Source organism: Citrobacter telavivensis (genome assembly GCA_009363175.1).
Classification (GTDB): Bacteria; Pseudomonadota; Gammaproteobacteria; order Enterobacterales; family Enterobacteriaceae; genus Citrobacter_A; species Citrobacter_A telavivensis.
In genome coordinates this window covers 269,207-283,878 of record CP045205.1, presented here as the reverse complement: position 1 = coordinate 283,878, position 14,672 = coordinate 269,207, and the positions used below count along the sequence as shown (strand labels likewise).

Annotated in this window: 12 protein-coding genes; 7 read left to right on the top strand and 5 right to left on the bottom strand. The window is 53.4% G+C overall.

What is annotated here, in order from left to right:
• Positions 1–267: 267 nt before the first annotated feature.
• The gene (locus GBC03_03535; GenBank protein ID QFS69346.1) at positions 268–1,092 is read left to right on the top strand and encodes a protein bax; all 825 of its coding nucleotides are present in this window, start codon (positions 268–270) and stop codon (positions 1,090–1,092) included.
• Positions 1,093–1,141: 49 nt separating this feature from the next.
• Here the strand turns inward: GBC03_03535 and GBC03_03530 are convergent, their stop codons facing one another.
• From GBC03_03530 to xylF, 4 genes are all read right to left on the bottom strand, one after another.
• Positions 1,142–2,320 carry an AraC family transcriptional regulator gene (locus GBC03_03530; GenBank protein ID QFS69345.1) on the bottom strand — a complete coding sequence of 393 codons (1,179 nt, stop codon included), beginning with the start codon at positions 2,318–2,320 and terminating at the stop codon, positions 1,142–1,144.
• Between the two features lie 83 nt (positions 2,321–2,403).
• A complete protein-coding gene (locus tag GBC03_03525; protein ID QFS69344.1) occupies positions 2,404–3,585 on the bottom strand; it encodes a sugar ABC transporter permease in 1,182 nt (393 codons plus the stop codon).
• Positions 3,563–5,104, bottom strand: a complete 1,542-nt coding sequence (locus tag GBC03_03520; GenBank protein QFS69343.1) for a xylose ABC transporter ATP-binding protein — start codon at positions 5,102–5,104, stop codon at positions 3,563–3,565. The genes GBC03_03525 and GBC03_03520 overlap by 23 nt, the downstream gene beginning before the upstream one ends.
• A gap of 78 nt (positions 5,105–5,182) precedes the next feature.
• Positions 5,183–6,175 carry a D-xylose ABC transporter substrate-binding protein gene (gene xylF / locus GBC03_03515; protein ID QFS69342.1) on the bottom strand — a complete coding sequence of 331 codons (993 nt, stop codon included), beginning with the start codon at positions 6,173–6,175 and terminating at the stop codon, positions 5,183–5,185.
• A 363-nt stretch (positions 6,176–6,538) separates the two neighbouring features.
• On the opposite strand from xylF, the gene xylA reads away from it, so the two are divergent.
• The 3 genes from xylA (at position 6,539) to GBC03_03500 (ending at position 9,926) form a co-directional block, all read left to right on the top strand.
• On the top strand, positions 6,539–7,861 hold the full coding sequence (xylA, locus tag GBC03_03510; protein QFS69341.1) for a xylose isomerase: 1,323 nt from the start codon (positions 6,539–6,541) through the stop codon (positions 7,859–7,861).
• Positions 7,862–7,962: 101 nt separating this feature from the next.
• The gene (xylB, locus tag GBC03_03505; GenBank protein ID QFS69340.1) at positions 7,963–9,417 is read left to right on the top strand and encodes a xylulokinase; all 1,455 of its coding nucleotides are present in this window, start codon (positions 7,963–7,965) and stop codon (positions 9,415–9,417) included.
• Positions 9,418–9,584: 167 nt separating this feature from the next.
• Positions 9,585–9,926 carry a hypothetical protein gene (locus GBC03_03500; protein ID QFS69339.1) on the top strand — a complete coding sequence of 114 codons (342 nt, stop codon included), beginning with the start codon at positions 9,585–9,587 and terminating at the stop codon, positions 9,924–9,926.
• A gap of 113 nt (positions 9,927–10,039) precedes the next feature.
• Here the strand turns inward: GBC03_03500 and GBC03_03495 are convergent, their stop codons facing one another.
• On the bottom strand, positions 10,040–11,035 hold the full coding sequence (locus tag GBC03_03495; protein QFS69338.1) for an acyltransferase family protein: 996 nt from the start codon (positions 11,033–11,035) through the stop codon (positions 10,040–10,042).
• Positions 11,036–11,212: 177 nt separating this feature from the next.
• On the opposite strand from GBC03_03495, the gene GBC03_03490 reads away from it, so the two are divergent.
• From GBC03_03490 to glyS, 3 genes are all read left to right on the top strand, one after another.
• On the top strand, positions 11,213–11,518 hold the full coding sequence (locus tag GBC03_03490) for a hypothetical protein (GenBank protein ID QFS69337.1): 306 nt from the start codon (positions 11,213–11,215) through the stop codon (positions 11,516–11,518).
• A 96-nt stretch (positions 11,519–11,614) separates the two neighbouring features.
• Positions 11,615–12,526 (top strand): glycine--tRNA ligase subunit alpha, encoded by a 912-nt coding sequence (gene glyQ / locus GBC03_03485; protein ID QFS69336.1) that lies wholly within the window; start codon positions 11,615–11,617, stop codon positions 12,524–12,526.
• Positions 12,527–12,535: 9 nt separating this feature from the next.
• A complete protein-coding gene (glyS, locus tag GBC03_03480; GenBank protein ID QFS69335.1) occupies positions 12,536–14,605 on the top strand; it encodes a glycine--tRNA ligase subunit beta in 2,070 nt (689 codons plus the stop codon).
• Positions 14,606–14,672: the final 67 nt, after the last annotated feature.

Here is a 14,672-nt window from a genome sequence, read left to right as displayed (position 1 = left end):
TGACGAAACTCATCCTTCAACCGCATTCAATCAGGATGAGGGGTACGGATGAGTGATTTAGGGCAAAAAATAGCCTTGATTTGCGATAACCACCACAAATCTTTCGAATTAGTCCCTCGCGGGATAGTTTATGCGTGACACGGTTTCGGAATTGGCCTATTCATTAGGGTGCTCTTGATCGCTATTTTTGATATGATTTGAGATTCGAATCTCAAAATTGTGAAAAATAAAAGGTGTTGGAATGATTCAATCCGACCAGGAGACCTAATGATATTGACTCCCATGCGACGATATGGGGCAATGATTCTTATGTTACTCACCATGGTATTTTCGGGTGAGGTGCTGGCAAAGACGCACACAACAACATCGAGTCAGAAGTCCCACGTAACCAAGACAAGTCATAAACAGGTAAGCAGTAAACAAGAGTATTCTCGCAATAGTGCAAAGAGCAGTTCACTTCCTGATTTGCGAAAATACCCTTCCGGAACACCAAGAAAAAAAGCGTTTCTCCGGACCGTTATGCCTTATATTACCAGTCAAAATGCTGCGATCACGGCCGATCGTAACTGGCTGATCTCAAAGCAGTATCAGAACCGTTGGTCACCGACCGAGCGTGCGCGTATGAAAGACATCGCGAAGCGCTACAAGGTGAAATGGTCTGGCAACACGCGGAGCATTCCGTGGAATACGTTGCTGGAACGCGTAGACATTATCCCGACCAGTATGGTGGCGACGATGGCTGCGGCAGAAAGCGGTTGGGGTACCTCTAAGCTTGCGCGTAGCAATAACAACCTGTTCGGCATGAAGTGTGCGAAAGGGAGTTGTAACAATGCGCCAGGTAAAGTGAAAGGTTACTCTCAGTTCGATTCCGTCAAAGAGTCGGTCAACGCCTATGTGATCAACCTGAACACGCATCCGGCTTACGCCTCTTTCCGTAAATCGCGCGCGCAGCTGCGTAAAGCGGATCAGGAAGTGACGGCGACGGCGATGATTCATAAGCTTAAGGGTTATTCAACGAAGGGACAGAGTTACAACAACTATCTGTTCGCGATGTACCAGGATAACCAGCGATTAATCGCAGCTCATATGTAATCCCGAACGCCTTCTGCAAAGAAGGCGTTTTTGTTTCTACCTTACCGCATCATACCAACACTTCACTGTTCAGATCGCGATACTCTTTCGGCGTAGTGTCGTACTCTTTCTTAAAGACAGAATAGAAATATTGCAGCGAAGGATAGCCGCACATCTGCGAGATTTCGTTGATCGACAGCGTCGTGGAAATCAACAGGCTGCGCGCTTTCTCCAGCTTTTCCGCGTGAATCACCGCGTGAATGGTCTCCCCCACTTCTTCTTTAAACCGCTTCTCCAGATTAGAACGTGAAATTCCGACCGCATCCAGAACCTGATCCACTTTAATGCCTTTGCAGGCGTGGTTACGGATATAGTGCATCGCCTGAATGACGGCGGGATCGGAGAGGGAGCGATAGTCTGTCGAACGGCGTTCAACGACGCGTACCGGGGGGACCAGAATGCGCTGAAGCGGCAGTTCCTCATTTGCCAGCAGGCGATGCAGCAGCTTTGCCGCCTGATAACCCATTTGCCTCGCGCCCTGAGCCACCGACGACAGCGCAACCCGTGACAGATAGCGGGTCAGTTCTTCGTTATCAATGCCAATGACGCACAGCTTTTCGGGTACCGGAATATGCAGGTGTTCGCAGACCTGAAGCACATGACGGGCGCGGGCGTCGGTGACCGCTATAATGCCCGTCTGTGGCGGCAGGGTTTGCAGCCAGTCTGCCAGCCGGTTCTGTGCGTGTTGCCAGAGTTCCGGCGCGGTTTCCAGTCCCTGATACACCACGCCACGATACTTTTCCTCCGCCACCAACTGGCGGAAGGCATGCTCGCGTTCAGCAGCCCAACGCTTTCCGCTGGAGGCGGGCAGGCCGTAAAAGGCAAAACGGTTGACACCTTTTTCTTTCAGGTGCAGAAAGGCGCTTTCAACGAGGGCATGGTTATCGGTGGCAATGTAATGGACGGGGGGATAATTTTCCGCCAGATGATAGGAGCCTCCGACACCGATGATGGGCACATGGACATCAACTAACAATCGCGCGATCTCGTCGTCGTCATAGTCAGCAATAACGCCGTCACCTAACCACTCTTTGATGTTATCAATACGGGCGCGGAAGTCCTCCTCTATGAAGATGTCCCATTCGGATTGCGAGGCTTGTAGATATTCACCGACCCCTTCCACAACCTGACGGTCGTAGGCTTTGTTGGCATTAAATAACAGGGTAATACGGTGACGTTTATCAAACATGTTTCTGTCTCTGCTCAATCTTTCATAAACGACAATGCCGGACAGGTGTGACCGGCATGAAAATAGCCCTATTTTTCTGCAGTTCAGGCGCGGCGTTTTGTCGCCGAATCCATCCACACTGCCAGCAACAGAATTGCGCCCTTCACGATGTACTGCCAGAACGTTGGGACATCCATCATACTCATTCCGTTGTCCAGAGAAGCCATAATAAATGCGCCCATGACCGCGCCTGCGACGCTGCCGACACCGCCAGCTAGGCTTGTTCCGCCAATGACGCAGGCGGCAATGGCATCCAGTTCAGCGATATTTCCCGCCGATGGTGACCCGGCACCGAGACGCGAACTGAGGATAAGCCCGGCAATCGCCACCATCAGACCGTTGATGGCAAATACCGCCAGCTTGGTCCGCGCGACGTTAATGCCGGAAAGACGGGCGGCCTCCAGATTGCCACCGATGGCATAAATACGTCGGCCAAATGCGGTTCGCGTGGCCATAAACATCCCGGCGAGCAGCAAGAACACCAGCAGCAGAACGGGCGTCGGCACGCCGCGATAATCATTCAGTAGCCAGATGGCACCTAACACAATGATGGCGGTCAACGCCTGGCGACCCACGACGCTGGTTGATGCCGGGGCACCGAGCCCCAGGGACTGCCGACGCATGCGTCCACGCCACTGCCAGCCGATAAACGCCATCAAACCGATCGCGCCGAGGGTGAAGCCCAACCCATTGGATAAGTAGCTTTGCCCAATTTGCGACATAGCAGAACTGGTCGGCGATACGGTTGTACCATTGGTGATGCCGATCAGGATACCGCGAAACGCCAGCATCCCGGCCAGAGTCACAATAAACGACGGGACTTTGCGGTAGGCGACCCACCAGCCATTCCAGGCGCCGAGCAGTAACCCCAGCGCCAGCGTTACAATAATGGTAAACGGCAGCGGCCAGCCCAGCCAGACGTCGCAGATAGCCGCGACGCCGCCCAGCAGTCCCATCATGGAACCGACAGAGAGATCGATTTCCGCTGAGATGATGACGAACACCATGCCGACCGCCAGGATCCCCGTAATCGCGGTCTGGCGGAGCAGGTTGGAGACGTTACGTGCGCTGAGATACGCACCGTCCGTTGTCCAGGTAAAGAACAGCATGATCACAATGATGGCCGCGATCATCACGAACACCTGGAGATTTAGCGATTTAACCCCGGGAAAAACGCCCGTCAGTGGGGCGGTGAGTTTGACTTCAGACGGATTGTTTTTCGACATGATGTTCGCTCCTCAAAGCGGCTTCCATCACCTGCTCTTGCGTCAGGTTATGATTGACCAGGTTGGCTTTCAGTTTTCCTTCGTGCATCACCAGAATGCGGTCGCTGAGCCCCAGAACTTCGGGCAGTTCCGACGAGATGACGATAACGGCGATGCCCTGCTGAACGAGCTGGTTAATGAGCTTGTAGATTTCATATTTCGCGCCGATGTCGATACCCCGGGTGGGCTCATCAAGGATGAGAATTTGCGGGTTGAGCAACAGGCAGCGCGCCAGAATCGCTTTTTGTTGATTCCCGCCGCTCAGACGTCCGATCGCCAGCTCAGGAGAGGAGGTTTTGACTTTCAGACGTTGCAGGGATTCGAGGATGCATTTGTGTTCGGCAGCATCGTCTAGCTGGCTCACCTTGCCGGTAAACTGATCGAGCGCGGCGAGAGTAATGTTTTTCCCCACCGCCATGACCGGCACAATGCCATCGCGCTTACGGTCCTCCGGGACCATAGCGATCCCGTGGGCGATGGCTTGCTGACAGTTGCGGATATTGACGGACTGGCCGTCAATCACGACTTCACCTTCCCAGCGTCCGGGCCATACGCCAAACAGACACTGAACAAGTTCTGTGCGTCCTGCGCCCACCAGACCGGCGATCCCCAGAATTTCACCGCGCTTAAGCGAGAAGGAGACGTCATTCACGCGCCGAATATGGCGATTGACGGGATGCCAGGCAGTGAGATGATCAACGCGTAAAATCTCTTCACCCATGGTGTGAGGTTCGCTGGGGTAGAGTGCGGTGAGCTCGCGACCAACCATCATGGTGATGATATCGTCTTCGCTCATGCCAGCCGCGTCGCGGGTGCCAATATGCTTGCCATCACGGATCACGCAGATCGTGTCGGAAATGGCCTTCACTTCGTTCAGCTTGTGTGAAATGTAGATGCAGGCGATATCGTGCTGTTGCAGATCGCGGATGATCTCCAGCAGCACGGTCGTTTCCTGCTCGGTGAGTGACGCTGTCGGCTCGTCCAGAATCAGCAGGCGCACCTGTTTATTCAGTGCTTTCGCAATTTCAACCAGCTGTTGCTGACCAAGTCCCAGATCGCCTACCCGGGTATCGGGAGAAATAGCCAGGCTGACCTGATTGAGCAATTTTTGGCAGCGCAGGGTCATCATGTCGTAATCAAGCACGCCATGACGGCTTATTTCGCTGCCGAGGAAAATATTCTCCAGCACGGTTAAGTGTTTAACCAGTGCTAGCTCCTGATGGATGATGGCAATTCCTTTGCGTTCGGTATCACGAATATGGTTGGCCTGCAGTGTTTCTCCGGCAAATGTAATTTCACCTTCGTAACTACCATGGGGATAAATACCGCACAGTACCTTCATCAGCGTCGATTTACCCGAGCCATTCTCGCCGCATAATGAAATAATTTCACCGGCATTCAGTCTGAGGCTGACGTTATCAATCGCCTTGACGACACCGAAGGTTTTGGTGATGTTCTTCATTTCAAGTAGACAGGACATAGCGACTCCGCAGTAGCCAATGAGAGATCCCGGCGTGATGGGAAATGCGCGCCCTCAGCGGTTGCCGGGGCGCTGCGCTTACAGTTCGCTCTGCTTATGGAATCCGTCTTTAATCACGGTCTCATTGATGTTGTTTTTGTTAACGTCAATCGGCGTCAATAAGCGGGAAGGGACATCTTTCAGACCGTTATTTAACGTAGCGTCGGCTTTAGGTTGCTGTCCGTTACCCAGTTCTACGGCGATTTCGGCGGCGGTATTGGCCAGCAGCGTAATCGGCTTATAGACGGTCATGGTTTGTGTTCCTGCGACAATGCGTTTGATACCCGCAAGGTCGGCGTCCTGACCTGAAATCGCCACTTTCCCTGAAAGCCCCTGCGCACTGAGCGCCTGAACCGCCCCGCCTGCCGTTGCGTCATTGGAGGCGACAACCGCGTCAATGTTGTTATTGTTCGCGGTTAAGGCGTTTTCCATTATTTTCAGCGCATTTTCCGGCAGCCAACCGTCAACCCATTGATCGCCCACCACCTTTATTTTTCCGGAATCGATATACGGTTTTAAGACTTTCATCTGCCCGGCGCGGAAGAGTTTGGCATTATTATCGACCGGCGAACCGCCCATCAGAAAATAATTTCCCTGAGGGACGCGCTCAACTAATGCCTGAGCCTGTAACTCACCCACTTTTTCGTTATCAAATGAAATATAGAAATCAATGTCAGCGTCATTGATCATGCGGTCATAAGCTAAAACTTTAATACCTTCCTGTTTCGCCTCTTTAACCACGTTACTTAATACTTGTCCGTTATAAGGAATAATAACGAGGACATCCACCCCTCGGTTGATCATATTTTCAATCTGCGACATCTGGGTTTCTTCATTCCCGTTCGCGGATTGCACAAAGACTTTAGCGCCAAGCGATTCGGCTTTGCTGACGAAAATATCGCGATCTTTCTGCCAGCGCTCGAGGCGCAGGTCATCAATCGCCATGCCGATTTTAATTTCTTTGGCATGTCCCGCCACGCTGGTAAGCAAAAGGGAGGTGCAGACAGTGAGTAAGAGATTCTTCATCTTCATAATCGTGATGCCTTTTGTTAGAGGGAGCAACAATAAAAGTAACAATCACAGCATAAGACGTTGCAGAATTTAGCAATTCATACGGGGAAGACAATTACAGATTTTTATCTTGCGGTTACGAAATTTGGTTTATTTCCTGAATTATGACCAGGATCTTACTTTTTACCGTGGGGACTGGATGTTGCATTTATGCCAGCAGAGTACCCATTTTTTGCAAATGGATATTTTTATTTTGCGAGGTGGCGCACACTTGTGAATTCTCTCAATAGCAGTGTGAAATAACATAATTGAGCAACGGGAATAGAGTGACCAATATTACGGCATGACCTATCACCGCCGTATTTCCTGATTATGGAGTTCATTATGCAGGCATATTTTGACCAACTCGATCGCGTTCGTTATGAAGGTTCCCAATCCACTAATCCGTTAGCATTCCGTCATTACAATCCTGATGAGATCGTTCTGGGCAAACGGATGGAAGATCATCTGCGTTTTGCGGCCTGCTATTGGCACACCTTCTGCTGGAACGGGGCTGATATGTTTGGTGTTGGGGCGTTTAATCGTCCGTGGCAGCAACCGGGCGATGCGCTGGCGCTGGCGAAACGTAAAGCTGATGTCGCGTTTGAGTTCTTCCACAAGCTGCATGTTCCGTTCTACTGCTTCCACGATGTTGATGTTTCGCCGGAAGGCGCGTCGCTAAAAGAGTACAAAAATAACTTTGCTCAAATGGTGGATGTGCTGGCTGAGAAGCAAGAACAGAGCGGCGTGAAGCTGCTATGGGGCACGGCAAACTGTTTCACCAACCCACGTTATGGCGCCGGGGCGGCCACGAACCCGGATCCGGAAGTCTTCAGTTGGGCGGCCACTCAGGTGGTGACAGCGATGGATGCCACGCACAAACTGGGCGGTGAAAACTATGTGCTGTGGGGGGGACGTGAAGGATACGAAACCTTGCTCAATACCGACCTGCGTCAGGAGCGTGAGCAAATTGGCCGCTTCATGCAGATGGTGGTTGAGCACAAACACAAAACGGGATTCCAGGGCACGCTGTTGATCGAGCCGAAACCACAGGAACCGACCAAGCATCAGTATGACTACGATGCGTCGACCGTTTACGGCTTCCTCAAGCAGTTCGGTCTGGAAAAAGAGATCAAACTGAATATCGAGGCTAACCACGCGACGCTGGCGGGCCACTCATTCCACCACGAAATCGCGACGGCAATTGCGCTGGGTCTGTTCGGCTCTGTGGATGCCAACCGGGGGGACGCACAGCTGGGCTGGGATACCGACCAGTTCCCGAACAGCGTAGAAGAGAACGCGCTGGTGATGTATGAAATTCTCAAAGCGGGCGGTTTCACCACCGGTGGTCTGAATTTTGACGCCAAAGTGCGCCGTCAGAGTACAGATAAGTACGATCTGTTTTATGGCCACATCGGCGCGATGGACACGATGGCACTGTCGCTGAAAATCGCGGCACGCATGATTGAGGGTGGCGAACTGGATAAGCGCGTCGCGAAGCGTTATGCCGGCTGGAGTAGCGAACTGGGTCAGCAGATCCTGAAAGGACAGATGTCGCTAAGCGAACTGGCGCATTATGCTGAACAGCACAACCTGGCACCGGTACATCAGAGCGGCCATCAGGAGCAGTTGGAAAACCTGGTGAATCATTACCTGTTCGATAAGTAATCGACGTCACCGGGTGACGCAGTGCTTTCCCGGTCGGTTGTTTTTTACAGGCCCGGTGAGCATTGTGTCACCGGGCATTTTCAGTTTAAGGAACCCACTTTATGTATATCGGGATCGATCTTGGCACCTCGGGCGTGAAAGCGATTTTGCTCAATGAGCAAGGCGAGGTGGTCGCATCGCAAACGGAAAAACTCACTGTCTCCCGTCCTCATCCGCTCTGGTCGGAACAAGATCCCGAACAGTGGTGGCTGGCGACGGACCGCGCCCTGAAGGCGCTGGGCAAACAGCATTCATTAAGCAAAGTAAAAGCGCTGGGGATTGCCGGGCAGATGCACGGCGCGACGTTGCTCGACAGCCAGCAGCAGGTACTGCGACCGGCCATTCTGTGGAATGACGGACGCTGTGGCGAGGAGTGCGCGTTGCTGGAGTCAATGGTGCCGCAGTCGCGGGCTATCACCGGTAACCTGATGATGCCTGGATTCACAGCACCGAAGCTGCTGTGGGTACAGCGTCACGAGCCTGCGGTTTTCCGCCAGGTAGCGAAAGTGCTGCTGCCAAAAGATTATCTGCGTTTACGCATGACGGGTGAGTTTGCCAGCGACATGTCTGATGCCGCGGGAACGATGTGGCTGGATGTGGAAAAACGTGACTGGAGTGACGTGATGCTGAATGCCTGTGGCCTGACTCGTGACCATATGCCCGCGCTATTCGAAGGGAGTGAGATTACCGGCAGGTTGCTGCCTGATGTCGCAATGGCGTGGGATATGCCTGCGGTTTCTGTTGTTGCGGGCGGTGGCGACAATGCCGCAGGTGCGGTGGGCGTGGGAATGTTCAACGCCGATCAGGCCATGCTGTCTCTGGGGACGTCCGGCGTCTATTTTGCCGTTAGCGACGGTTTCCTGAGCAAGCCCGAAAGCGCGGTACACAGTTTTTGCCATGCGTTGCCTGAGCGCTGGCATCTGATGTCGGTGATGTTAAGTGCGGCCTCCTGTCTGGACTGGGCGGCGACGTTAACCGGTCTGGTGACGGTGCCGGCGCTGATTGATGCGGCGCAGCAGGCTGATGATGCCGCAGACCCCATCTGGTTTCTGCCGTACCTTTCAGGTGAGCGTACGCCGCATAACAATCCTCAGGCGAAAGGCGTTTTCTTTGGTCTGACCCATCAGCATGGGCCTGCTGAACTGGCGCGCGCGGTGCTGGAAGGGGTGGGCTATGCGTTGGCTGACGGGATGGACGTGGTACACGCCTGTGGCGTTAAGCCGCGTAGCATCACGCTGATCGGCGGTGGTGCACGCAGCGCGTACTGGCGGCAGATGCTGGCGGATATCAGCGGTCTGCAACTGGATTATCGCACCGGTGGCGACGTGGGGCCGGCGCTGGGCGCCGCCCGTCTGGCGCAAATAGCGATGAACCCGGAGAGATCGTTAGTGGAACTGTTGCCACAACTCTCGCTTGAGCAGACGCATATGCCCGATGCGCAACGTCATAGCGTTTATCAACAGCGCCGCGAAATCTTCCGTCGTCTTTATCAGCAATTACTTCCACTCATGTCCTGAGCCTGAATCCCTCCTGGTCGCAGGAGGGATTTATCTAATCGATAAGAAAATCAAAATAATAGATTAATCGCATGAATGAATTCTGAATTCTCCTGCTGACACTATTTTTCGTTGTTGTCTTTACGGGGTTGTCCCTACTCTGATCCCCTATTGGATAAGGGGACTCAGTGAAAAGCTCAACGTTGATTTCATGGTTGTTGCTCATTTCCGGCATATCGACTTACGTTATCGGCTTATGGATGGCATGTCCGTCACTGAGCGGAAAGGGCTATTTTCTCAGTATCCTGGTGACCGCAATGTTTGTTACGTACGTTTATCTGCGTGAGGCTATGCGCGAGCAACTCGACGACCGCTTTGTCTCCACATGTCAAATGGTGGCGCTGATTACGCTTGGCTTATTTCTGGTTGGGATTATCAATGCGCCGCTTTCGCTGAGTGAACGGGCAGTCTATCTCGTGGCGCTGTGCGTGAGTTTGCAGGGATTCGTACGCGTGGTTCGGGTTAAATAAAAGGAGATCACATTGCTGTGGTGCTGTCTGGTCTGCTATCTGCTTCGCCGCCTGAAACGGCGTTCGGTCTAATTTCCCCCAATGCCCGGTTCAAAAGACCGGGCATTTCAACGTCAACTGACCAGTCTGCGCGTATCGAGTCGTTGTAACAGCATTGAAAGCAGTAAACTGCCTGCGAGGGTGGCGCTAAAGATCCACAGTATATCCAGCGGTGGCCAGCGTTTGATGTCCAGTCCGCCAGTGCGTAACGCATGAATAATGAGCGCATGAAAACCATAAATGCCGAGCGAATGGCGGGAGATCAATCCCAGGCCAGGGACGGTTTGTGTGTTCAGCGTGTTTTTGACCAGAGTAAGCAGTGTGACGGCGCAGATAAAAACCATCGGCCCGCAATAGAGATACCAGGTATCGGCAAAATTACCGCGCCACTGCAATTCATGCAGCGTCCCACGAGATATAACCCACACCGCAACCACGAAAAGCCCCGCGCTTAGCCAGGAAAGCGCACTTTTTTGCGTCTCCATCATGCCAATGGCGCGCCCCAGCATTCCGTACAGAATGTAGTAAAAGGTATCGCCGTTGATATACAAATTAATGGGGAGCCACTCGAACCCGCCCACTTTTTGCGACACGGTGTTTGGGTTGGCGAGAATGCCAATGACCACCATCAGCACCAGCAGCATTTTGCCGCTGACGTTTTTTACCTGAATCAGCGGTGAGACCAGGTAGATTACGGCAATCGCGAAGAAAAACCACAGGTGATAAAACACCGGCTTTTGCAGCAGGTTTTTTAAGGAGAGTCCGGCGTTAATCGAGGTAAATAGCGTGATGTAGAGCAGGGCGACGGCGCTGTAGAACAGCAGGCACAGCGCGATGCGTAAAAAATGGCGCGATTGCGCGCTGCGCTCGCCAAAAAAGAGATAGCCCGAAATCATAAAAAACAGCGGTACGCTGACGCGGGATGCCGAATTCAGTATGTTGGCAAGATCCCAGTTAACGGAACTGACGCTCTGTGCATTTGTAATGTACCAGGTTGTGGTGTGAATCATCACCACCATCAGACAGGCGATCCCTCGCAGGTTATCAATCCAGAAAATTTTGGGCTGCATCAGTTCCTCTGTTTTCGTTTCAAAAATGCTCTGACTCACATTTTGTCAGCCTGTCTCGCTGGATTAATCTGAGTTTTTACACTAAAGCTTGTGATGGTCCGATGAGATTCGCAAAATGCGTCTGCCACACCGAACGTAATAATAATAAGACTGATCAGTAAATTAGGCGGTAATAAAATGATGATGAAATCTTTCTTTCCAGCAATGGTGATGCTTCTGCTGGCAGGATGTACAACCTCTCAACAACCGCCGATGCAAAAGGCGCAGAAAGCGAAAGTCAGCCCCACGCGCACGCTGGATATGGAAGCGTTGTGCAAGGATCAGGCCGCGCGGCGCTATAACACCGGCACGCAGAAAATTGATGTCACGGGCTTTGAACAATTTCAGGGGAGTTATGAGATGCGCGGTGCTACCTTCCGTAAAGAGAGTTTTGTCTGCTCTTTTGACGCGGATGGGCAGTTTTTACATCTTTCCATGCGCTGAGTCCTGCCTTTTTCCCGTTTCGTACTGTATATCTTGCAGTCAGCGGGTATACTGATCCCTTCCTTTTAAAACCACACGTATCCAGCACGAAATACTATGCAAAAGTTTGATACCAAGACCTTCCAGGGCCTGATCCTGACATTACAGGATTACTGGGCTCGCCAGGGCTGCACCATTGTTCAACCTTTGGACATGGAAGTGGGCGCAGGTACCTCGCACCCGATGACCAGCCTGCGCGCGTTGGGGCCAGAACCGATGGCAACCGCGTATGTGCAACCTTCTCGTCGTCCCACTGATGGACGCTACGGCGAAAACCCAAACCGTTTACAGCACTACTATCAGTTCCAGGTGGTGATTAAGCCCTCTCCGGACAACATCCAGGAGCTGTATCTCGGGTCGCTGAAAGAGCTGGGCATGGACCCCACCATTCACGACATTCGGTTCGTGGAAGATAACTGGGAAAACCCAACGCTGGGTGCCTGGGGTCTGGGCTGGGAAGTGTGGCTGAACGGGATGGAAGTGACGCAGTTCACTTACTTCCAGCAGGTTGGCGGACTGGAATGTAAGCCGATCACCGGTGAAATCACCTATGGTCTGGAACGTCTGGCGATGTACATTCAGGGCGTAGACAGCGTTTACGACCTGGTCTGGAGCGACGGCCCGTTGGGTAAAACCACTTACGGCGACGTGTTCCATCAGAACGAAGTGGAGCAATCCACCTACAACTTCGAATACGCGGATGTGGACTTCCTGTTCACCTGCTTTGAGCAGTACGAGAAAGAAGCGCAGCAACTGCTGGCGCTGGAAACCCCACTGCCGCTGCCTGCCTACGAGCGTATTCTGAAGGCCGCCCATAGCTTCAACCTGCTGGATGCGCGTAAGGCCATCTCCGTCACTGAACGTCAGCGCTACATTCTGCGTATTCGTACCCTGACAAAAGCGGTGGCAGAAGCTTACTACGCGTCCCGTGAAGCCCTCGGCTTCCCGATGTGCAATAAAGACAAATAAGAGGCGGCCATGTCTGAGAAAACTTTCCTGGTGGAAATCGGCACTGAAGAGCTGCCACCAAAAGCCCTGCGCAGCCTGGCGGAATCTTTTGCTGCGAATGTGACTGCGGAGCTGGACAACGCCGGCATCGCACACGGTCAAGTCGAATGGTTTGCGGCGCCGCGTCGTCTGGCGCTGAAAATCGCTAATCTGGCAGAATCCCAGCCCGATCGCGAAGTTGAAAAACGCGGTCCGGCGATTGCCCAGGCATTTGATGCCGAAGGCAAACCGAGCAAAGCAGCAGAAGGCTGGGCTCGGGGTTGTGGCATTACCGTTGATCAGGCCGAGCGCCTGACGACTGATAAAGGCGAATGGCTGCTGTATCGTGCGCTCGTGAAAGGCGAAAGCGCCGAAGCACTGCTGCCGAACATGGTAGCCACGTCGCTGGCGAAACTGCCGATCCCGAAACTGATGCGCTGGGGAGCGAGCGACGTGCACTTCGTGCGTCCGGTACACACCGTCACCCTGCTGCTGGGCGACAAAGTCATTCCGGCAACCATTTTGGGTATCCAGTCCGATCGCGTCATTCGCGGCCATCGCTTTATGGGCGAGCCGGAATTTACCATCGACAATGCCGACCAGTATCCGCAGATCCTGCTGGAGCGCGGTAAGGTCATTGCCGACTACGAACAGCGTAAAGCCAAAATCAAAGCGGATGCGGAAGACGCGGCGCGCACCATTGGCGGGAATGCCGATCTGAGCGAAAGTCTGCTGGAAGAAGTGACTTCGCTGGTGGAATGGCCCGTCGTACTGACGGCGAAATTCGAAGAGAAATTCCTCGCGGTACCTTCTGAAGCGCTGGTGTACACCATGAAAGGTGACCAGAAGTACTTCCCGGTCTACGCCAACGACGGCAAATTGCTGCCGAACTTTATCTTCGTTGCGAATATCGAATCGAAAGATCCACAGCAAATCATCTCCGGTAACGAGAAGGTGGTGCGCCCGCGTCTGGCGGATGCCGAGTTCTTCTTTAATACCGACCGTAAAAAACGTCTGGAAGACAATCTGCCGCGTCTGCAAACCGTGCTGTTCCAGCAGCAACTGGGTACGTTGCGCGACAAGACCGATCGTATTCAGGCGCTGGCGGGCTGGATTGCTGGTCAGATAGGCGCAGACGTTAACCATGCTACCCGCGCGGGCCTGCTGTCGAAGTGTGACCTGATGACCAACATGGTCTTCGAGTTCACCGACACCCAGGGCGTGATGGGCATGCACTACGCCCGCCACGATGGTGAAGCGGAAGATGTCGCTGTTGCCCTGAACGAACAGTATCAGCCGCGCTTTGCCGGTGATGACCTGCCGTCTAACCCGGTTGCCTGCGCACTGGCGATTGCGGACAAGATGGATACCCTGGCGGGTATCTTCGGTATCGGTCAGCACCCGAAAGGGGACAAAGACCCGTTCGCCCTGCGTCGTGCTGCGCTGGGTGTGCTGCGCATTATCGTTGAGAAGAACCTGAACCTCGACCTGCAGACGCTGACCGAAGAAGCGGTGCGTCTGTACGGTGACAAGCTGACCAACGCTAACGTCGTTGATGACGTCATCGACTTCATGCTCGGCCGCTTCCGCGCCTGGTATCAGGATGAAGGCTACACGGTGGATACCATCCAGGCGGTACTGGCGCGTCGTCCGACTCGCCCGGCAGATTTCGATGCGCGTATGAAGGCGGTCTCCCACTTCCGCACTCTGGAAGCGGCCTCTGCGCTGGCGGCTGCCAATAAGCGTGTTTCCAACATTCTGGCGAAGTCTGATGAGACGCTGAACGAGCGTGTTAACGCCGCGACGCTGAAAGAGCCGGAAGAGATCGCGCTGGCGATGCAGGTTGTCGTGCTGCGTGACAAGCTTGAACCGTACTTTGCCGAAGGTCGTTACCAGGACGCGCTGGTGGAACTGGCTGAACTCCGTGAGCCGGTTGATTTATTCTTCGAAAAAGTGATGGTGAACGTCGAGGATAAAGACCTGCGTATTAACCGTCTCTCGATGCTTGAAAAACTGCGCGAGCTGTTCCTGCGCGTGGCGGATATTTCGCTGCTGCAATAAGCGTAGTGCCAGCAATAAAAACCTGCCGTTGGGCAGGTTTTTTTATGGGTTCAGTTTGGGCAGCGCT

What these genes read in the sequence shown, in the direction of transcription:
- glyQ (QFS69336.1), top strand. Translation starts at nt 11,615, where the DNA reads ATGCAAAAGTTTGATACCAAGACCTTCCAGGGCCTGATCCTGACATTA.
- xylA (QFS69341.1), top strand. Translation starts at nt 6,539, where the DNA reads ATGCAGGCATATTTTGACCAACTCGATCGCGTTCGTTATGAAGGTTCC.
- GBC03_03535 (QFS69346.1), top strand. Translation starts at nt 268, where the DNA reads ATGATATTGACTCCCATGCGACGATATGGGGCAATGATTCTTATGTTA.
- xylB (QFS69340.1), top strand. Translation starts at nt 7,963, where the DNA reads ATGTATATCGGGATCGATCTTGGCACCTCGGGCGTGAAAGCGATTTTG.
- GBC03_03495 (QFS69338.1), bottom strand. Translation starts at nt 11,035, where the DNA reads ATGCAGCCCAAAATTTTCTGGATTGATAACCTGCGAGGGATCGCCTGT.
- GBC03_03530 (QFS69345.1), bottom strand. Translation starts at nt 2,320, where the DNA reads ATGTTTGATAAACGTCACCGTATTACCCTGTTATTTAATGCCAACAAA.
- GBC03_03525 (QFS69344.1), bottom strand. Translation starts at nt 3,585, where the DNA reads ATGTCGAAAAACAATCCGTCTGAAGTCAAACTCACCGCCCCACTGACG.
- glyS (QFS69335.1), top strand. Translation starts at nt 12,536, where the DNA reads ATGTCTGAGAAAACTTTCCTGGTGGAAATCGGCACTGAAGAGCTGCCA.
- GBC03_03490 (QFS69337.1), top strand. Translation starts at nt 11,213, where the DNA reads ATGATGATGAAATCTTTCTTTCCAGCAATGGTGATGCTTCTGCTGGCA.
- xylF (QFS69342.1), bottom strand. Translation starts at nt 6,175, where the DNA reads ATGAAGATGAAGAATCTCTTACTCACTGTCTGCACCTCCCTTTTGCTT.
- GBC03_03520 (QFS69343.1), bottom strand. Translation starts at nt 5,104, where the DNA reads ATGTCCTGTCTACTTGAAATGAAGAACATCACCAAAACCTTCGGTGTC.